This window comes from Streptomyces sp. NBC_00209 (assembly GCF_045206345.1).
GTDB lineage: Bacteria > Actinomycetota > Actinomycetes > Streptomycetales > Streptomycetaceae > Streptomyces.
The window spans coordinates 2,906,593-2,925,581 of the sequence record NZ_CP108121.1 but is presented as its reverse complement, the minus strand read 5'-3'; the positions used below and the strand labels follow the sequence as shown (position 1 = coordinate 2,925,581).

General features: G+C 73.4%; 19 protein-coding genes. 16 read left to right on the top strand and 3 right to left on the bottom strand.

The genetic code is table 11. The features are described 5' to 3' along the window. Window positions 1-146: 146 nt before the first annotated feature. Together OG867_RS13035 and OG867_RS13030 are read right to left on the bottom strand one after the other, a co-directional pair. Window positions 147-1,532 carry a DUF4157 domain-containing protein gene (locus tag OG867_RS13035; RefSeq protein WP_406285212.1) on the bottom strand — a complete coding sequence of 462 codons (1,386 nt, stop codon included), beginning with the start codon at window positions 1,530-1,532 and terminating at the stop codon, window positions 147-149. A 162-nt stretch (window positions 1,533-1,694) separates the two neighbouring features. Further along, window positions 1,695-2,417 (bottom strand): response regulator transcription factor, encoded by a 723-nt coding sequence (locus OG867_RS13030; RefSeq protein ID WP_406285209.1) that lies wholly within the window; start codon window positions 2,415-2,417, stop codon window positions 1,695-1,697. Between the two features lie 225 nt (window positions 2,418-2,642). On the opposite strand from OG867_RS13030, the gene OG867_RS13025 reads away from it, so the two are divergent. The 14 genes from OG867_RS13025 (at window position 2,643) to OG867_RS12960 (ending at window position 17,421) form a co-directional block, all read left to right on the top strand. Beyond that, window positions 2,643-3,944: a hydrolytic protein gene (locus tag OG867_RS13025; protein WP_406290927.1), complete on the top strand. Its 1,302-nt coding sequence runs from the start codon at window positions 2,643-2,645 to the stop codon at window positions 3,942-3,944. 470 nt (window positions 3,945-4,414) lie between these two features. Continuing rightward, the gene (locus OG867_RS13020; protein ID WP_406285207.1) at window positions 4,415-5,941 is read left to right on the top strand and encodes a phage tail sheath family protein; all 1,527 of its coding nucleotides are present in this window, start codon (window positions 4,415-4,417) and stop codon (window positions 5,939-5,941) included. A 63-nt stretch (window positions 5,942-6,004) separates the two neighbouring features. Continuing rightward, window positions 6,005-6,445: a phage tail protein gene (locus tag OG867_RS13015; RefSeq protein ID WP_018101393.1), complete on the top strand. Its 441-nt coding sequence runs from the start codon at window positions 6,005-6,007 to the stop codon at window positions 6,443-6,445. After that, window positions 6,442-6,936 carry a hypothetical protein gene (locus tag OG867_RS13010; protein ID WP_406285205.1) on the top strand — a complete coding sequence of 165 codons (495 nt, stop codon included), beginning with the start codon at window positions 6,442-6,444 and terminating at the stop codon, window positions 6,934-6,936. Before OG867_RS13015 ends, OG867_RS13010 begins: the two co-directional genes overlap by 4 nt. Further along, a complete protein-coding gene (locus OG867_RS13005; protein WP_018101391.1) occupies window positions 6,933-7,091 on the top strand; it encodes a DUF6760 family protein in 159 nt (52 codons plus the stop codon). Before OG867_RS13010 ends, OG867_RS13005 begins: the two co-directional genes overlap by 4 nt. A gap of 40 nt (window positions 7,092-7,131) precedes the next feature. Beyond that, the gene (locus tag OG867_RS13000; protein WP_406285203.1) at window positions 7,132-10,047 is read left to right on the top strand and encodes a hypothetical protein; all 2,916 of its coding nucleotides are present in this window, start codon (window positions 7,132-7,134) and stop codon (window positions 10,045-10,047) included. Window positions 10,048-10,062: 15 nt separating this feature from the next. Continuing rightward, complete coding sequence (locus tag OG867_RS12995; protein WP_018101390.1) at window positions 10,063-10,488, top strand: phage tail protein; 426 nt, start codon at window positions 10,063-10,065, stop codon at window positions 10,486-10,488. A gap of 85 nt (window positions 10,489-10,573) precedes the next feature. Then, on the top strand, window positions 10,574-11,263 hold the full coding sequence (locus OG867_RS12990) for a LysM peptidoglycan-binding domain-containing protein (RefSeq protein ID WP_073862527.1): 690 nt from the start codon (window positions 10,574-10,576) through the stop codon (window positions 11,261-11,263). Then, on the top strand, window positions 11,260-13,029 hold the full coding sequence (locus OG867_RS12985) for a VgrG-related protein (protein WP_406285201.1): 1,770 nt from the start codon (window positions 11,260-11,262) through the stop codon (window positions 13,027-13,029). The genes OG867_RS12990 and OG867_RS12985 overlap by 4 nt, the downstream gene beginning before the upstream one ends. 27 nt (window positions 13,030-13,056) lie before the next feature. Further along, complete coding sequence (locus OG867_RS12980; RefSeq protein WP_328901645.1) at window positions 13,057-13,374, top strand: PAAR domain-containing protein; 318 nt, start codon at window positions 13,057-13,059, stop codon at window positions 13,372-13,374. Next, window positions 13,371-13,778, top strand: a complete 408-nt coding sequence (locus OG867_RS12975; protein WP_406285198.1) for a GPW/gp25 family protein — start codon at window positions 13,371-13,373, stop codon at window positions 13,776-13,778. The genes OG867_RS12980 and OG867_RS12975 overlap by 4 nt, the downstream gene beginning before the upstream one ends. Beyond that, the gene (locus tag OG867_RS12970; RefSeq protein ID WP_406285196.1) at window positions 13,778-15,733 is read left to right on the top strand and encodes a putative baseplate assembly protein; all 1,956 of its coding nucleotides are present in this window, start codon (window positions 13,778-13,780) and stop codon (window positions 15,731-15,733) included. Before OG867_RS12975 ends, OG867_RS12970 begins: the two co-directional genes overlap by 1 nt. Window positions 15,734-15,823: 90 nt before the next feature. Beyond that, window positions 15,824-16,366 carry a phage tail protein gene (locus tag OG867_RS12965; RefSeq protein ID WP_406285193.1) on the top strand — a complete coding sequence of 181 codons (543 nt, stop codon included), beginning with the start codon at window positions 15,824-15,826 and terminating at the stop codon, window positions 16,364-16,366. Continuing rightward, window positions 16,363-17,421: a zinc ribbon domain-containing protein gene (locus OG867_RS12960; RefSeq protein ID WP_406285191.1), complete on the top strand. Its 1,059-nt coding sequence runs from the start codon at window positions 16,363-16,365 to the stop codon at window positions 17,419-17,421. The genes OG867_RS12965 and OG867_RS12960 overlap by 4 nt, the downstream gene beginning before the upstream one ends. Window positions 17,422-17,428: 7 nt before the next feature. Here the strand turns inward: OG867_RS12960 and OG867_RS12955 are convergent, their stop codons facing one another. Continuing rightward, window positions 17,429-17,833, bottom strand: a complete 405-nt coding sequence (locus tag OG867_RS12955) for a hypothetical protein (protein WP_406285189.1) — start codon at window positions 17,831-17,833, stop codon at window positions 17,429-17,431. A 122-nt stretch (window positions 17,834-17,955) separates the two neighbouring features. On the opposite strand from OG867_RS12955, the gene OG867_RS12950 reads away from it, so the two are divergent. Both OG867_RS12950 and OG867_RS12945 read left to right on the top strand, forming a co-directional pair. Beyond that, a complete protein-coding gene (locus OG867_RS12950; RefSeq protein WP_406285187.1) occupies window positions 17,956-18,732 on the top strand; it encodes a Scr1 family TA system antitoxin-like transcriptional regulator in 777 nt (258 codons plus the stop codon). Further along, entirely contained in the window at window positions 18,729-18,980 is a 252-nt protein-coding gene (locus OG867_RS12945) for a DUF397 domain-containing protein (RefSeq protein ID WP_406285185.1), read from the top strand. Before OG867_RS12950 ends, OG867_RS12945 begins: the two co-directional genes overlap by 4 nt. The last annotated feature ends 9 nt before the right edge of the window (window positions 18,981-18,989 follow it).

Below are 18,989 nucleotides of genomic sequence, written 5' to 3'. Positions count from 1 at the left end.
GGCCAGCAGGACCGCCCACGGTCCACCTCACAGTCTGGATCGATGGTTCTCCACGACGAGCATGCGGCCCGAACGGGCCCCGGGACAGGGCCTGGAGTACCGGGAACGGGGAAGCCCGGGTGCCCTTTGGGGCTGCCTCGGTCCCGTCAGGCCAGCTGCGTCGTGCCGTAGGTCCCGGCGACGAAGTTGAACCGCAGCACGAACTGCGCGTGCCAGTTGTCTCCGGCCTGCGGGGACAGCGGCTGCCGCCACCACTTCATCCGGGTCTGCGGGAAGCGCTCCTGCTCGGTCGGCTGGGGATCCCCGAGGTACAGCGCGTGGGCGTTCCAGCCGAGCAGGCCCGCGCCCCGCACCCGCTCGGTCACGTCACCGGAGGACATCGCGGTCAGGGCTTCGAGGACATGCTCCACCGTCATACCCGGCGCGTTGCTCAGCGACGTGGTGATCCCGGCCGCGTGAGCCAGGCTCTCGATGAGCTCGATGTGCGGCTGCTGGTCCTCGGCGATCCGGATCACCAGGGTGAAGCCGTGCCCCGCGTACTCGATGCGGAACACCGACTGCAGGCCCTCCGACCATGCCTCCTGGATCGAGCCCGTCAGGGTGCGCACCGCCGCCTGGAACTCCTGGATGTCGGCGGCCCGCTCCGGGTTGGGCCCTTGCCGGGGCGGGTTCACGGCGGGGTCGGTCAGCACCGGGAAGAGATCGTGTGCGGTGGGGAAGCACGCCGCGTACTCGATCGGATCCTTGAGGTTGCTGTCCAGGATCTCGGGTGCGATGTCGTGCGCGCCCATCGGGTCGTACGCGGGATCGAGCAGGGCGTTGATCACGTTCTCGCTCGTCGTGCCGATCCTGGCGGCCAGTTCACCGATCTGCGTCCCGTACTGTCCGAGGCCCGCGGCGATGTTCCGGCCCATGGTCTGCTCCGGCGCCCGCTGGACGACGCCGTCACCCGCCGTGTGGGCGTGCTCGTGCGCGGCCGGGGCCGCGCCCCGCATCACCCGGTGCGCGTTGGCCTCGGCTGCCCGCTCGAAGCGGTCGGAGGGGTCGGAGACCCGCAGTCCGGAGCCGTTGTCGCTGCCGGACACGGGCCCCTGCCGCTGCTGGATGACGTGGGTCAGCTCATGGGCCAGCGTGTGCTTGTCGCCGCCGCCGTCACCGATGACGACGTGGTGGCCGCTGGTGTAGGCGCGGGCCCCGACCCCGGCGGCGGACGCGCGGGCCGCCGCGTCGTCGTGGACGCGTACGTCCGAGAAGTCCGCGCCGAGCCGGGACTCCATCTCCGCGCGCAGCGACGCGGCCAGCGGCCTGCCGCTGCCGTTCAGCACGTTGTGGACGGCCGAGCGCTGCACGGCGGGCTGCTCCGGGGCCTCCTCCCGCGCCTCCCCGGCCCGCCGCAGCAGGTGCAGGGCGGCCGCGTTGCCCAGGGTGCGCTGGACTTCCAGGAGTTCGGACCGCTCGGCGGGGGACTGGCCGCGCGAAGGGGCGGACCGGGTCTCGGTGGTCCGGTCGGTGCGGTGCTCACGCTGGGACAACGGTCTGCCTTTCCACGAACGGTTCAACGCCACCAGACCGGGCGGCCCCGGTCCGGGGCAAGGGGCACCGGGGCAGACCCCGGGACGAGGCCCCCGGCCGGGCGGCCGCACCGGGGCACCGAGGGGGCAACGGCAGTTGCCCTCCCGGTACCAGACGGTGCGTCAGATGAGGCCGTGCCGCATCGCGTATCCCACCGCGTGCGCCCGGTTGCGCAGGTTGAGCCGGGTCGCGACCTCGTGCAGCACGTTCTTGACGGTGCGTTCGGAGTACGAGGTCTTCTGCGCGATCTCCGCCGTGCCGTAGCCCTCCGACACCAGCCGGATCATCTCCGCCTCCCGCGTCGTGAGCGTGGACAGCGAGAGGCCCCTCGGGTCCAGGACCGAGCGGTGCAGGCTGCTGACGTGGTCGATGAGCTTGCCGAGGAGGTCCCCGGGAAGGACCCCCTCGCCCTTCGCGATGGCCGTCACGAGGTGGACCAGCCGGTCCTGGTCGGCCTCCCCGCGCCGCAGCACGGCGGCCACCCCGTACTCGATCAGGGTCTGGAGGGCGCCCGCCTCGAAATAGCCGACGACCAGGCCCGTCCGGGTGGCGGTGTTGCGCTGGAGGCGGTGCAGGAGCTGGACGGCGGGCTCGTTCACCACGTCCACCACCACCAGGGACACCTGGGCCCGGTCCGCCTCCTCCTCCGGGATCAGCTCGATCTCCGGGCGTCGGCGCAGCTGGTGCACCACCCCGGTCCGGAGGATCAGGTCCTCCGCGTACACCGCCACCGAGACCCGGCCGGACGCCGGGGAGGGTATGCCCGGCGCGGGCTGCTCGGGCGGAGCGAGGGCACGGTGGCCCGTCGCCCCCGTCGTCGTCATGTCTGTCGTGATCGTGGTCATGTGCTCGTCCTTCTGGGCCGCTTCCGCCGAATTTCCGTTACGTCCGGTGCCGTACGCGTACGTCACGCCCCGGCAGGGCGACCTGGCCCGGGGATGCGGTGCGGGAATCCGGCGCGGGTGTGCCCCCGGGGCACCGCCCCTGCCCGCACATTGCCCTCGCGCCCCTGCTGCCGGGGGCGCGGTGCGGCCTAACGTCGCAGGGTGACCACATCTGCCGAACTCGCAATGCCCACGGTGACGGTGTCGCCCGGCGCCGAAGCGACGACCACGCTCACCGTGCGCAACGACGGGGACATCGTCGAGGCGTACACCCTCGACGTGGTCGGCGACTGTGCGGCGTGGACCACGGTGGAACCGGCCCGGGTCTCCCTCTACCCCGGCACCTCCGAGACCGTCACGGTGCGCTTCGCGCCGCCCCGGTCCCACGAGGTCCGCGCCGGTGAAAAGCCGCTGGGGATAAGGGTGTTGCCCGCCGAGCACCCCGAGTCGGTGACCGTCCCCGAGATGACGGTGGTGGTCGAGCCGTTCCACGAGCTGCGCGCACGCCTCGAACCGGGGCGCCGCCGGGGCTGGCTGGGGGCCCGCTTCCGTACCGTCGTACAGAACCGTGGGAACGCTCCCACGGAGGTCTCGCTCGCGTCCCGGCAGCCCGGCGAGGAACTGCGCCTCGCGTTCACCCCGGAGCGCCGGAAGCTGGAGCCGGGCGAGTCCGCCGAGGCGGGCCTCAAGGTCCGGGCCCGCAAGCTGATCTGGTTCGGCGCGCCGGCCGCCTGGCCGTTCGAGGTGGTGGCCGGGGAGCCGGAGGACGCCGGGGCCGAGGAGCCCCGGGCGGGCGGGCCGGAGCCGCTTCCGGGCGAGTTCGCCCAGATCCCGGTGTTCCCGAAGTGGTTGCTGATCCTGCTCGCGGCGATCCTCGCGCTGCTGCTCGCCTGGTTCGCGCTGGTGCGCCCGGCGGTCCGCTCCACCGCCAAGGAGGCGGGCGCCAAGGCCGCGCAGGAGGAGAACCGGCAGCCCCGGCAGGGCGGTTCGGCGTCGGGCGGCGGGCAGCAGGACCCCCAGGGCAAGGGGGAGGCGTCGGGCGGTGCCGACGGGTCCGGCGGCGCGACGGGCGGTTCCGGCCCGGGCGGTTCCACCGGCGGTTCGGGCGGCGGCGGGAACCCGCAGCAGATGTCCGAGACCATCGATGTGCAGACCGCCGCCGGGGGTCGGAAGACCGGTACCTATGTGGTTCCGGAAGGCAAGACTTTCGGGGTCACGGACATCGTCGTGGCCAATTTCCAGGGCGACGAAGGGCTGCTGACGATCTCCTTCGGCAAGCGGAAGATCACCACCATTGCCCTGGAGACGTTCAGGAACCAGGACTATCACTGGGTCACCCCCATTCAGGTGCAGGAGAAGGCGGCGGTCACTGTTTCCGTGACCTGTGCGAAGCCTGGGACTCCGGCCACCGGTAAGCAGGCTTCCGGGTGTCACCAAGTGCTCAATGTCAGCGGTGAGCTGACCGATGTCGCACCGGACGAACGATAGCGCCGGGTTCTCTTCCATTCATTCCGGACGTGTGAACAGACGGGTTTCCCACCTGCGTGGACGCGCAACCCCGCGTTCATCCGTATGTGTCCCTCCACACACCCGGACACGCCCGGAAGGGCTGGACGCGTAAATGCGCGGAGTGCGGGCAGCTGGTGAATCGGGGTGATTCCCGGGTGATTCCCGGGCATTTCCGGAAGTGGCGAATGGACTGGACCACGGGCTCCCCCGGCGGGGCGGAGTGGATCGGGCCGTTCCCGGTTCCCCGGGCGACCGTGGAAATCCAGCCGATTCCGCTCCGGGGGCCGGTTAGTTTCTGGCTGAAATTAATCGTCGGTGTGGGGGCATGGCCGGGCAGGCCCGGAAAGGCAGTGGCCCTGCCCCCGGGCCAGGACTTTGGGGCCTACTGCCCGTGCGTACGCCCTGGCAAGACTGGGCGGGCGAACGTCTGACCAGCCGAAGGAGCGAGCATGCCGTCGTACCTCACCCCAGGTGTATACGTGGAGGAGGTGCAGTCCGGAGCACGGCCCATCGAGGGTGTCGGCACCGCGGTCGCCGCCTTCGTCGGCTTCGCGGAGACCGGCCCCTTCCACCGGCCGACGCTGGTGACCAGCTGGGACCAGTACGTTTCGGCATTCGGCACCTTCACCCCGGACACGTATCTGACGCTCGCCGTCCACGGGTTCTTCAGCAACGGCGGCGGCGCCGCGTACATCGTGCGCGTCGGCGGGCCCGCCGAGGACGCCCCGCAGGGCGACGCGCCCGCGACGGCCCCCTCCGTGGCCGTCGGCGGCTTCCTGGTCTCGGCCCGGCCCGGCGCCGGCGACGGGATCTCCATCGAGGTCGCCGACGCCGAGGGCGAGAACCCGCCGGAGGACCGCTTCCGCCTGCTGGTCCGGCAGGGCGGCAAGGTCGTGGAGACCTTCGACACCTCCGTACGCAAGAACGTCAAGGGCTACCTGGTCACCCAGGCCCGCCAGTCGAAGCTCATCGAGGTCACCGAGCAGCCCGGCACGGCGCAGTCCCGCCCCGAGAAGCAGAGCCTCACCCTCGCGCCCGCCACCCCGGACGCGTCCACCACCGGCCGGACCGGCCCCACCGAGTACGTGGGCGACGCGTCGGCGCGTACGGGCATCGCGGCGCTTGAGGCGATCGACGAGATCACCATGGTCGCCGTCCCCGACCTGATGAGCGCCCACCAGCGCGGCGACATCGACGACGAGGGCGTCAGGGCCGTGCAGCTCGCCCTCATCGCGCACTGCGAGCAGATGGGCGACCGGGTCGCCGTCCTGGACACCCCGCCCGGCATGAACGCCCAGCGCGTCCGCACCTGGCGCAACGACGACGCCGGTTACGACTCGCGCTACGCGACCGTGTACTACCCCTGGCTCAAGGTCCTCGACCCGGCCACCGGCCGCCAGACCCTGATGCCGCCCAGCGGCCACGTCGCCGGCGTCTGGGCCCGCAGCGACGGTGAACGCGGGGTGCACAAGGCGCCCGCCAACGAGGTCATCCGGGGTGCGCTCGACCTCGAACTCCGGCTGAGCCGGGGCGAGCAGGACCTCCTCAACCCGATCGGCGTCAACTGCGTGCGCGCGTTCCCGGGCCGGGGCATCCGGATCTGGGGTGCCCGCACCCTCTCCTCCGACCCGGCCTGGCGCTACCTCAACGTCCGCCGGCTCTTCAACTACCTGGAGGAGTCCATCCTCCTGGGCACCCAGTGGGTCGTCTTCGAGCCCAACGACGACCGCCTCTGGTCGAGCATCCGGCGCAACGTCACCGCGTTCCTCTCCGAGGAGTGGCGCCGGGGCGCGCTCTTCGGCCGTACGGCGGAGGAGGCGTTCTACGTCAAGTGCGACCGGGACAACAACCCGCAGTCGTCCATCGACCTCGGCCAGGTCGTCTGCGAGATCGGCGTCGCGCCCGTGAAGCCGGCGGAGTTCGTCGTCTTCCGCCTCTCCCAGTTCTCGGACAGCACGAGCCTCGTGGACGAGTGAGCGCAGCCCTCTCCCCGTAGCAACTCAGCAGACGGCAACGAACGGAACAGGTGACACACAGTCATGGCAGAGGGCGACGCTCTTTCCACCCACGTCTTCGGCGTGCAGCTCGGCGGCTATCTCGTGGAGTCCATCCAGGAGATCAGCGGCCTCACCGTCGAGGAGGAGGTGGTGGAGGTCCGGCAGGTGACCTCCACCGGCAAGCAGATCATCCGCAAGCAGCCCGGCGCGCGGCAGGCCGGCGAGGTGACGATCACCCGGGGACTCGACAAGAGCAGCGAGTTCACCAAGTGGATCAAGGAGACGCTGAACAACGGCGCCGTCGACACCGCGCGGCAGAACCTCACCATCGAGATCAAGGACTCGAAGGGCGACACCGTCCGCCGCATCCAGCTGATGCAGGGCTGGGCCAGCCGCTGGGAGGGCCCCTCGCTGAAGGCCGGCGAGTCCAGCGCGGCGACCGAGACGGTGACCATCACCTTCGAGGAGATCGTGGTCGAATGAGGCGCAGGACCGTTTCCGGCGGCGGCCTCGAAGAGGTCCTGGACACCCTCGCCGCCGCCGCGCCGGCGCAGGCCGAGGCCGCCCCGGCCCCCGCACCCGCCCCGGCCCCGGCCGCCGCTCGCCGCCCCGACGAGTTCGACTTCGAGCTGCCGCGCGGGTACCTGGACGACGAGGGCCGGACCCACCGGACCGGCACCATGCGGCTCGCCACCGCCCGCGACGAGCTGCGTCCGCAGATCGACCTCCGGGTCAAGGAGAACCCCGCGTACCTGAGCGTGGTCCTCCTCAGCCAGGTCATCACCCGCCTCGGCACGATCACCGACGTGCACGCCGGGGTGGTCGAGCGGATGTACGCGACCGACGTGGCGTTCCTCCAGGACTTCTACCGCCGCATCAACAGCGAGGGCCACACCCACGCGGCGGTCACCTGCCCGCTGTGCCAGGGCTCGTTCGAGGTGGACCTGTCGGGTGAGCGCCTGGGGGAATCGTGACGTACGCGCCTTCCCGGCTGCGGGAGGAGATCGCGTACATCGCCTACCACTTCCACTGGCAACGCGAGGAGATCCTCGACCTCACGCATGGTGAGCGGCAGGAATGGGTGAGGGAGATAGCGCGGATCAACACCCGCGTGAACGAGAGCGGGTGAGGGCGTGGAGTTGAGGGGCTGGTTCCGGAAGCGTGCGGGGGTGGGCGCCCCCGACGCGGACCGGGCTCCGGAGCCCGTTGCCGTCCCGGCGCAGGGGCCCGACTCTGCGCGTCCCGGGACGGACTGGGACGGCGGGTGGCGCCGGGTCGCGCCGCCGACGGTGACCGTCGCCCGGTCCTCGATCGGCGTCAGCGACGGCCTGCGCTTCCGGTCCCGCCTCGCGTCCTGGCAGAACGTGGCCTACAGCGACGGCGGCCTGGGCCACGCGGTGCTCCCGTCGGCCCCGGTGGGGCTCGTGCACGGCGTGGCCCGGACACCGGGCACCCCGCGTACCGCGCCCTCGGGGGCGCCGTTGGTGCTGCGCGCGGCCGCGCCTTCGGCGCCTTCGGTGCCTTCGGTGCCGGAGGGCGGCGCTACGGGTACGGGCCCGGGGCCCACGCCCCCCGGTCCCGGTACTCAGGCCCCTCCGGGGCCCCGGCGTGTCGTCCGGGCCGTCTCCGGGTCGGCGTCCCGCGCTTCCGGCCCCGTCGTGCCGCCGGTGGAGAACCCCGCCCCGGTACGCGCCCGGCGCACCGCGCCCCCGCTGATCGTCGCGCGCCGCCCGGCGAAGGACACCCCGCGCACGGTGTCCGCCGTCCCGTCGTCCGGAGTGCCCGCGCCGGTGGTCCAGCGCCGGGCGGACGTACCGGGGGTCCCGGCCGGACCTGGGGTACGGCCTGCTCTGGGCGGGCCCTCGCCCGAACGGCCCTCCATGGGCGCCCCCTCGGCCCCGCCCGCCGCTGCGGACTCGCAGCCCTCCGGGCCCGACCTGCCGGTGGTCCAGCGGCAGGCGGACGCATCCGGTGGTGCCCCGGACGGGCCCGACCTGCCCGTGGTCCAGCGGCAGGCGGACGCGTCCGGTGGTGGTTCCTCCGCGCGCCCGACGCTGGGCGGGCAGCCGTCCGTGACGGGCTCGGGTGGAGCTGTCCGGCGGCAGACGGATACGTCGGCCGCTGCCCCGGAGCAGCCCGCTCCGGCTGTTCCCGATCTGCCGGTGGTTCAGCGGCAGTTGGACGCGCCCGCCGGTCCGGAGGGCGGTTCTTCCGTACGGCCGACGCTCGGCGGTCCCGCTCAGCGGCAGGCGGACGCGTCCGCCGCCGTCCCGGAGCGGTCCACGCCGGGCGCCCCGGCCGGACCCGCGCTGCCCGTGGTCCAGCGTCAGGCGGGTGCCTCCGCCGGCTCGGGGGAGCCCGGGTCGGGTGCCCCGGCCGGGCCTGCCCTGCCGGTGGTCCAGCGCCAGGCGGAGCCGTCCGCCGCTGTCCCCGGCGGGTCCGAGCTGCCGTTGATCCAGCGGCAGTTGGACGGGCCTGGCGGTCCGGCGGGTGGTCCCTCCGTACGGCCGACGCTTGGCGGTCCTGCCCAGCGCCAGGCGGACGCCTCCGCCACGCCGGAGTACCCCGCGCCGGACGCTCCGGCCGGGCCCGATCTTCCCGTGGTCCAGCGGCAGTTGGACGCACCTGCCGGTCCGGCGGACAGCTCCTCCGTACGTCCCGCCCTGGACGCGCAGCCGCCCGTAGTGGCGCCGGGCGAGCCTGCCCTGCCTGCTGTTCAGCGTCAGGTGGACGCCCCGGCCGGGCCCGCGCTCCCCGTGGTTCAGCGGCAGGCGGATGCGCCTGCGTCGACGGTCGACCCTTCCGTACGCCCCCCGCTGGGCGGACAGCCGTCCGGGCCCGTCCGCCCGGTGGTGCAGCGGCAGGTGGACGCGTCCACCGGTCCGGCTGACCGCCCCACCCCGGATGCGCGGCCGCCTGTGGTGGTGCCGGGCGGGCCCGCCCTGCCGGTGGTCCAGCGGCAATCGGATGCGCCCACCGGTCCGGCGGCCCGCCCCGCCCAGCCGGTCGTCCAGCGCCAGGCGGACGCCTCCGCCGCCCCGGTCCGGCCCGCCCCGGCCCGCCCCACCCTGGGCAAGCCCCTGCGCGAACTCCCCGCAGGCGCGGCCCCCTTCGCGCCGTCCGCCCGCGAAGCGGGCCCCGCGCACCCGGCCCCGCGCACCCCGCCCAGCGCCCCCGGCTCCCCCGCCCGGGGCGGGCTCGGCGCGCCCCTGTCCGCACTCCCGCCGACCGCAGGCACCGCGAGGGATGCCGCGCGCCCCGCGCAGCCCGGTCCCGCCGCGCCCCCCGCGATGCCCCTGCGCACCGCCCCCACCGCGCCGCCGCCGGTCGTCCCACGCACCCCGGAGGGGCCCGTCCGGGTCCGGCCCGCCCCTCGCCCCGCCCCCGTCCAGCGCTCCCGCGCGCTCCTCGCCGCGCGCACCCTCGCCGTGAGCACCGGGGCCGCCGACGGCTTCACCGCGCGCGAAGCCGCCGCGTCCCGGCCCGTCGTACCGGCCACCTGGCGGCGCGACACCCCGCGCGCGGAGACCGCTCCCGGCGCCCCGGTCGCCCCCGTCGTCCAGCGGGTCGCCGCCGACCCCGTCACCGCGCCCCGCCCGCACGCGCCGCTCCCGGCCCGGTCCGCCGCGCCGCAGGAACCCCCCGTACCGGCCGGCCTCGAACCGCGGCCCGCGCCCCGGGGCCCCGTCGTCCGCCCGCACCCGTCCGGCGGCCCCGCCGCCCCCGTACAGCGCCTCGCGATGCCGGTCGCGGCGGAGCACGGTGCGCCCGCCCCGGGGCCCGTGCCGGAGGGGGGCGCGCCCTCCGCACCGCAGCCCCGCGCCGTACGGCCGACGCCCCCGCAGGCCAACGCGCAAGCCGTCCAGCGCGCCGTCGCCCACCACGGCCTCGCCGGTGTGCCGGTCACCGTCGTCCAGCGGCAGCCCACCCGGAGCCCCGCGCCCGAGCGGCCCGCCGAGCCCGCCCCGGACGTGGACGTCGAAGACCTCGCCCGACGCCTCATCGACCCCGTCGCCCGGCTGCTCCGGGCGGACCTGCGGCGGGGCAGGGAACGTTCCGGACGCCCGTACGACGGCCGGCGCTGAGAGAGAAAGCAGCAGATGACGGACAACATCTTCGCGACGAGCGTGTTCTTCAAGCTCACCATCGGCGGCAGCGACCTCGGCGCGTTCCACACCTGCTCGGGGCTCGGCGCCGAGGTGGAGATCGAGCAGTACGCCGAGGGCGGCAACAACGGGTACACCTGGCAGCTGCCGGGACGGATCACGTGGACCAACATCACGCTGACCCGCCCCGTCACCGCCGACACCCTCAAGATCGCGCGCTGGCTGAACGAGACGACGCAGCGCGTCGAACGCAAGGACGGTGAGATCGTCGCCCTGCGCCCCGACCTCAGCCGGATCGTCAGCTGGCAGGTGCAGGGGATCGTCCCGGTCCGCTGGCAGGGGCCGTCCTTCGACCCGGCCAGCTCCCAGGCGGCCGTCGAGACGCTGGAGATCGCGCACGAAGGGCTGGTGCCCTCCTGATGTGCCGCCACCACCACGCCCCGGAAGGAGGGAAACCGTGCCAGCCGCAGCCCGCACGAGCCGTGCCCGCGCACAGCTGACCATCATGGAGCCGCCGTCCGACGTCGGCGCCAAGCCCGGCGGGACGCTCGCCCGGCTGACGCTCCAGTTCAACCCGGCGACGCTCTCCCTGCGCAAGTCCACCGAGTGGCGCCGCACCCCGTCCCGCACGGCGGGCGAGTCCGCGCTGCCCGAATTCGTGGGCAGCGGTCCGCGCGCCCTGTCGCTCGACGTGTTCCTGGACGCCACCGCCACGCACGACAACTCCGTGGAGAAGGCGGTCGAGCAGCTGATGACGGCCTGCGTGCCGACGCCGAGCAGCCTGGGCCGGAAGAAGCCGTCGAGCCCGTGGGTGCGCTTCGACTGGGGGACGTCCCGGACGACGTCCTTCGACGGGGTGCTCTCCAGCCTCTCCGTCTCGTACACGCTCTTCGACGTGGACGGGAAGCCGCTGCGCGCCACCTGCTCGCTGTCCATCGAGGAGGCGAGCGTCGACCCGGCCGGGCAGAACCCCACGTCCGGCTCGCGGGAGGCACGGCGTACGCACACGGTCGTCGCCGGGGACAGCCTGCCGCTGCTCGCCTGGCGGGAGTACGGCGATGCCACGGCCTGGCGCACGATCGCGGAGGCGAACGGCATCGACGACCCCATGCACCTGCCCCCGGGCAGCGAACTCCTGGTGCCCGCGCTGGAGGACGGCGCGGCCGAGGACGGCGTACCGGAGGCGGCCCGATGACCGGCCCCGCCCGCTCCTTCGCCGCCGACCCGATCGTGGAGGCGCCCGCCGAGCTGCCCCAGGCGTGGGCCGCCCAGCTGGTGAGCTGCGCGGTGGACGAGAACATCGGCCTGCCCGACAGCGCCGTCCTGACCTACCGCGACCCGTACCACACGCTGCTCACCGCCACCGGGATCACGATCGGCACCGAGCTGAAGATCTCCGTGGTCACCGTCCAGGAACGGGCGCGCGAAAGGCTGTTCACGGGCGAGGTGACCGCGCTGGAGCTGGACAGCGACACCACCGGATCGTTCACCGTGGTCCGCGCGTTCTCCAAGGCGCACCGGCTGCGGCGCGGCCGCAAGGTCGTCGCGTACCGGAACATGAAGGCCGCCGACATCGTCCGCAAGGTCGCCGCCGACGCCGGGATGCGGTGCGGGAAGGTCGAGGCGGCCCCGGTGATGTACAAGCAGCTGACCCAGCCGAACATCTCGGACTGGGACTTCCTCCAGTACCTCGCGGGGGAGTGCGGGGCGCACGTCCGGGTGGACGAGAAGGGCGTCCTCCAGTTCGTGAAGCCGAAGCCCGCCTCCTCGGCGCCGTCCCCGTCCACCTCCGCGTCCAAGCACGCGATGGTCCTGGAGTACGGCCGCAACCTGCTGGCGCTCCGGGCCGTGCTGTCCGCCTCGGACGGGGCGGACAGCGTGGAGGTGCGCGGCTGGGACGTGGAGAACAAGGTCCGTGTCCTGGCCCGCGAGCAGTCGATCCGCTCCGAGACCGTGACCCCGGGCGCCAACCCGGCCACGCCCGCCGCCCTGTTCGGGAAGAACGCCCGGATGACCGTCGCCGACACCCCGTACCGCACCCAGGCCGAGGCCCGCGCGGTCGCCGGGGCCGTCGCCGGACGGGTCGCCTCCGGCTTCGGCGAGATCGAGGCGGTCGCGGAGGGCAACCCGAAGCTCCGCGCGGGCGAACCGGTCGCCCTCGGCAACGTCGGCCCCGCCTTCGCCGGGCGCTACACCGCGACCGCCGCCCACCACACCCTGGACCCGCAGAGCGGCTACCGCACGACCGTCCTGGTCAGCACCGACCCGGACCGCTCGCTGACCGGCCTCACCGGCGGGCCGGGCGCACCCGCGCCCGGGCCCCGGATGCCGGGCCTCGCGATCGGCATCGTCACCGACATCCGCGAGGGCCGGGGCAGGGAAGGCGGCTCGGTGAAGCTCAAGTTCCCCTGGCTGGACGACCGGTACGTCACGGACTGGGTCCGTACGGTGCAGTGGGGCGGCCAGGGCGGCGGCGGGGTCTTCAGCCCCGAGGTCAACGACGAGGTGCTGGTCGGCTTCGAACAGGGCCTGATCGACAGCCCGTACGTGCTCGGCGGGCTCTACAACGGTCGCGACAAGCCGTCCCCGCACGACGTCCCGCTCGTGGACCCGACCAGCGGCAAGGTCAACCGCCGCTCGCTGGTGTCCCGTTCGGGCAACCGCGTCGAACTGCTCGACACCCCGCGCGGCACGTCCGGCGTCCGGCTCGCCACCGGCGACGAGCAGCTGGAGGTCGTGCTGGACGAACGGCGCGGCGAGATCGCGCTCAAGGTGTACGCGCGCGGCACCCGCCGGGTCCTCAGCTCCCTGTCGCTCGGCCGGACCGGGATCACGCTCGACGCGGGCACCGGGAACGTCCAGGTGAAGGGCACGTCGGTGACCATCAACGGCAAGACCGGCGTGACCGTCGACGGCGGCCTGCTCGCCGTCCTGAAGGCCGCACTCGTCCGTATCAACTGACGCGTTCCACCGAGGAGATCACCAGCCATGCCCCAGGCAGCCCGTACGGGCGACCCCACCGTCCACGGGGGCGTCATCGGCACCCCGCCCCCGGGAGCGGCCGCCGTCGCCACCGTGTGGATCGGCGGCAAGCCCGCCGCCGTCACCGGAAGCCTGCACGTGTGCGTCGTGCCCCCGCACGCCCTGCTCGGCCCGGGGAACGTCGTCATGCCGAACCCGGCGGCGGCCGTCGGCGGCGCCGTCCTGATCGGCGGGCTGCCCGCCGCCCGCATGGGTGACACCACCAGCTGCGGCGCGAAGATCCTCATGGGCGCGCCCAACGTCCTGATCGGGGGCCCGATATGAGCGAGCACGGCTTCATCGGGCGCGGCTGGGGCTTCCCGCTGCGCGTCGGCGCCACGGGCGGCATCGGCATGGTCGAGCGCGAGCAGGAGATCGAGGAGGCCATCGGCCTCGTCCTCGGCACCGCGCCCGGCGAACGCCCCATGCGCCCCGAGTTCGGCTGCGGCATCCACGAGTACGTCTTCGCCCCCGGCGACGGTGCGACCGCCGGGCGCATCGCCCATGAGGTGCGTACGTCCCTGGAGCGCTGGGAGCCGCGCATCGAGGTCCGGGACGTGGTCGTCGCGTACGACACCGTCGAGGAAGGCACGCTCTACATCGACGTGCACTACACCGTCCGGTCCACCAACGACCTGCGCAACCTCGTCTTCCCCTTCTATACGATCCCCGAGGCGGGAGCCCGCTGATGTCCCTGACCCCGCCCAATCTGGACGACCGCCGCTTCCAGCAGCTCGTGGACGAGGCCAAGCGGTACGTCCAGCAGCGCTCGCCCGAGTGGACCGACCACAACGTGTCGGACCCCGGGGTCACGCTGATCGAGACGTTCGCGTACATGGTCGACCAGCTGCTCTACCGGCTGAACCGGGTGCCCGACCGCAACTACTTCGCCTTCCTGGACCTGCTCGGCGTGCAGCTCTTCCCGCCGACGGCCGCCCGCGCCGACGTCGACTTCTGGCTGTCCGCGCCGCAGCCGGACACGGTGCGCCTCCCGGCCGGTACGGAGGTGGCGACCGCGCGCGGTGAGACGGAGGAGGCGGTCGTCTTCTCGACCGGCGAGGACCTGGCGATCGTGCCGAGCTCCCTCGTCCGCCTGGTCACGGTCCCGGCGTCCGGTGAGCAGACCGACCGCACCGCGCCGCTCGCCGAGGGCCGGGACATCCCCTGCTTCCAGGCCCGGCCCGAGCCCGGCGACGCCCTCCTGTTCGGGCTGCCCACCGCCGTGCCGCGCTGCATCGTCGCCGTCCGCCTGGACAGCCGGGTCGAGGGCGTCGGCGTCGACCCCCGGCAGCCGCCGCTGGTCTGGGAGGCGTGGGACGGCGCCCGCTGGGTGCCGTGCGCGACCGGTGTCGACTCCACCGGCGGGCTCAACAAGCCCGGTGAGATCACGGTGTTCGTGCCCGCCGGGCACACCGCGTCCGTCACCGCGGGCATCCGCGCGGGCTGGCTGCGCTGCCGGGTCACCGAGGCCGCCCCCGGCCAGCCGTTCTACTCCGAGTCCCCGACGATCCGCGAGGCCGAGGTCTTCACCGTCGGCGGCACGGCCGGGGTCGAGCACGCGGAGACCGTGTACGACGTGCCGCTCGGCACGTCCGAGGGGGTCGCGGGCCAGACGTTCGCGGCGCCCCGGACGCCCGTCCTGCTCGACGGGGAACCGCCGCTCGTGGAGGTGTCCTCGGCGGACGGCTGGCAGACCTGGACCCCGGTCGAGCACTTCGGCGCGTCCGGTCCGGGTGACCGGCACGTGCGGATCGACGCCGTCGGGGGCCGGTTCGCCTTCCCGCCCGAGGTGCGCGAGGCGGACGGCACCATACGGGCGTACGGGGCGGTGCCGCCGAAGGGCGCCCACATCCGCCTTCCCCGCTACCGCACGGGCGGCGGCGCCGCCGGGAACGTGGCGCGCGGCGCGATCCGCGTCCTGCGCAGCTCCGTCCCGTACGTCGCCGGGGTCGACAACCGCGAGGCGGCGCGCGGCGGCGTGGACGGCGAGACCGTCGAGAACGCGAAGCTGCGCGCGCCGCAGATCCTGCGCGTCCAGGAGCGGGCCGTCACCGCCGAGGACCACGAGGCCATCGCCCGCGAGGCCGCGCCCTCGCTGCGCCGTGTCCGCTGCCTGCCCGCCGCCCCCGGCGAGGGCGGCGCGGTCCGGGTCCTGGTGGTGCCGGACGCGGTCCCCGACGAGGGCGGCCGGCTCCGCTTCGAGCAGCTGATCCCGCCGGACTCGGTGCTCGCGACGGTGGCCGGGCGCCTGGACGAACGCAGGCTCGTCGGCACCCGCCTGGTGGTCGAACCCCCCGCCTACCAGGGAGTCACCGTGGTCGCGGGCCTCGTCGCGCACGACGGCGACACGGACCGCGTCCGGACGGCCGCGCTCGACGCGCTCTTCCGCCTCATCGACCCGCTGCGGGGCGGCGCGGACGGCACGGGGTGGCCGTTCGGCAGGCCCGTGCAGTACGGGGAGGTGTTCGCCGCCCTCCAGAACGTGCCCGGCGTCCGCCTGGTCGAGGAGGTGCGCCTGTTCCCCGCGGATCCCCTGACCGGGAGGCGCGGCGGGGCGGTGGACCGCATCGACGTGGCGGCCAACGCGCTCGTCTTCTCCCACCAGCACCAGATCGCGGTGACGGCTGCGGGGGAGCGCGCATGACGAGGTCCGTGGTCATCACCGCCACCGGGGAGCGCTCATGACGAGGTCCGCCGCCACGAGGTCCGTAGCCACCGCCACCGAGGAGCGCGCATGACGCGGGCCGCCGTCCCCGGCCTCCCCAGCCGCTACCCGATCGGCGCGCTGCTGCCCGCCCTGTACGCGGACGACGACCTGGCCCAGCGCTTCACGGCGGGCCTGGACACGGTCCTCGCCCCCGTCCTGTCCACGCTCGACAACCTCCCGGCCTACTTCGACCCGGCGCTGGCCCCCGCGGACTTCCTCCCCTGGCTCTCCTCCTGGGTCGGCGCCGGCATCGACCCGGCCTGGCCGGAGGACCGCCGCCGCGCGGCGGTCGCCCGCGCCGTCGAACTCCACCGCCGCCGGGGCACCCGCCAGGGCCTCGCGGACCTCCTGCGCCTGTGCTTCGGCGTGGAGGCGGACATCCAGGACGGCGGCGGCGTCACCTGGTCGTCGGAGCCGGACTCGGAGTTGTCGCCGCGCCCCACGGGCGAGCTCCTGATCCGCATCCACACGGACCGCCCGCTGGACGAGACCCGAGTCCTCGCGGTGGCCCGCGCCTCCTGCCCGGCCCACCTGACCTGCCGGGTCGACATCACCGGGAGCCCCACATGACCCGCCCCTGCCCGTCCTGCGGCGCCGCGAACGCGGAGGACGAGGACTTCTGCGGAAGCTGCGGTACGTATCTGGGCTGGTCGACGCGGGGACGGCCCGGGGGGCCGGCCCCGGAGCCGCCGGCAGCACCGGACGCGCCGGCCCCGGCCCCCGAACCGGAACCGCAACCGACCCCCGAACCGGCATCGGCCCCGGCCCCCGAGCCCGAACCGGAACCCGCGCCCGCCCCCGTACGGCCGACGCGCCCGGCCCCACCGGAGCCGGAACCGGCCGAGGAGCCCGTGGGTGCGGTCCTGCCCGGCGTGCCGGTCGTCGCCCGGCCCACCGTCAGGACCGCATCGGCGGACGACGAACCGGACGGCGAGCCGTGCCCCTCGTGCGGGACGAACAACCGCCCGGGCCGTACGTTCTGCCGTAATTGCGCCGAGCCCCTGAAGCCCCGTGCCACGGCAGCTCCGCTGCCCTGGTGGCGGACCCGGTGGCCGTTCAACCGGCGGGTGCGGGCGGGTTCGGGGCGGCTGCTGCGGGGCTGCCTCATCGCGCTGGTGGTCGCGGGCCTCCTGGTCGCGGGGTTCCTGCTGATCCCGGCGGGCCGTTACGTCGTGGAGGACGTACGGGACAAGCTGGGCGGCACGGGCGAGGTCAGCCCGCACCACGTCTCCGCGAACGCCTCCGCCCCGGGGCACCCGGCCAAGGCGGCGGCGGACGGGGTGACGAACACGTACTGGGGCGCCCCGAAGACGGGGGACGCGCTGACGGCGGAGTTCGAGGACCCGTTCCGGCTGGTCGGCGTCACGGTCCACTCGGGCGTCTCCACGAAGGCGGAGGTCTTCCAGAAGGGCGCCAGGCCGACCCGCGCGGACCTGACCATCACGACGAAGGACGGCAAGACCCACGAGAAGACGATGACCCTGGCCGACAAGCCGGGCGAACAGACCCTGCGCATGGGCATCAGCGACGTCGTGAAGGTCCGCTTCACGATCCGCGAGGCGGCGGGCCAGGGCAACGGACACCCGATCGCCCTGGGCGAGATCGAGTACTTCAAGCGGACGTGAGCGGTGGCTAATCCTCGGACACGAGCTGCGCGGTGACCACGCCGTGCAGCAGTTCCGCGTCCACGAAGTCCCCGTCCTCCGGCGGCCCGCAACGCCAGCTCAGCGGATAGGTGTTGCCGTGGGCCGCCGGAATCCCCACGTACTGGTCCCGCGCGGCGGGCCCGAAGCACTTGGCGCCGGGCGGCCAGTCGAAGTCCTGGCTCGCGCCGGGCTCCAGCAGGAAGTACGTCCACCGCGCGCCCGCGAACTCCCTTACCACCGGGCCCGGATCACCGTCCGTGAGGGTCGAGAGATGGTGCACCACCGCCTCACCGCGTACGCCGCGGAGCCGGATGGCGTCGAAGTGGATTCCGATCAGGTGGAGTTGGTGCCCCCAGGGGGGAACCCATTCGGGGAGTTTCTTCTGCGTCATGCCGCTAAGCATTCCGCCGCATGCGTAGCGTGACCAGGAGGGCGCGATCCACATCGGTGAGATGTGGGGTTGGGTGGTGAGCTGTGGGGTCGAGTGGCGAGGTCTCGCACGGGCGAAAGCTCGTGGGGGAGCTGATCCGTATCCACCGGGTGCGGGCCGGGTACACGCAGAAGGGCGCGGGGGAGAAGCTGCGCATCTCGGAATCGCTGATGGGCGCGGTGGAACGGGCGGAACGGATTCCGACGACCGAACTGCTGCTGGATTCGGAGGAACTGTTCGAAGCCTGCGGCGCGTTGAAGGCGTGCATCGACTTCGTGGACGAGGAGAAGTACTCCCCGAAGTTCCTGGACTGGGCCAAGCTGGAGCGGACGGCCCGGGTGATCAGCGCGTACGAGACGATGCTGATTCCGGGGCTGCTCCAGTCGGAGGCGTACGCGACTGCCCTGTACCGCTCCCACGTACCTGCTTACTCGGAGGCGGAGATCACCCGCCACGTCGAGGCGCGACTGGAACGACAGTCCGTACTGGAGCGCCCCGGGCCGCCACGCGTCGGCTACGTCATCGAGGAATCGGTCCTGGACAGGGCGCTGGGTGGCCCGGGAGTGCTCAGGGAACAACTACGGCACCTGTTGGGCTGCATGCAGCGCTACAACCACCTGACAGTCCAGGTGATGCCGACTTCTCAGCACACTCACGCAGGGATGATGGGTCCAATGCAGTTGATGACCACGGCAGAAGGCCGCAATCTGCTGTATGTGGAGTCTCAGGGCGGCGGTAGGTTGATCTCGAAGCCGGAGCAGGTGGGCGACATGTTCGACCTCTTCGGCATCTTGCGGGCCCAGGCGCACAACCCATGGGTGTCCGCGAAGATCATCGAGAAGAAGATGGGGCAACTGTGAGTTACGACGGCGTCGGACTGACCTGGTTCAAGTCGAGTTACAGCGGTAACACGGGCGAAGCGTGCATCGAGGTCGCCTACAACTGGCACAAGTCCAGCTACAGCGCCAACGAAGGCGCCGCCTGCGTAGAGGTAGCCACCTGCCCCCACTCCATCCACGTCCGCGACAGCAAGCTCACCGACGGCCCGACCTTCGCCGTAGCCCCGACCGCCTGGACCGCGTTCCTGGACCACGCGGCGGCGGGCTGACCGCGAGGT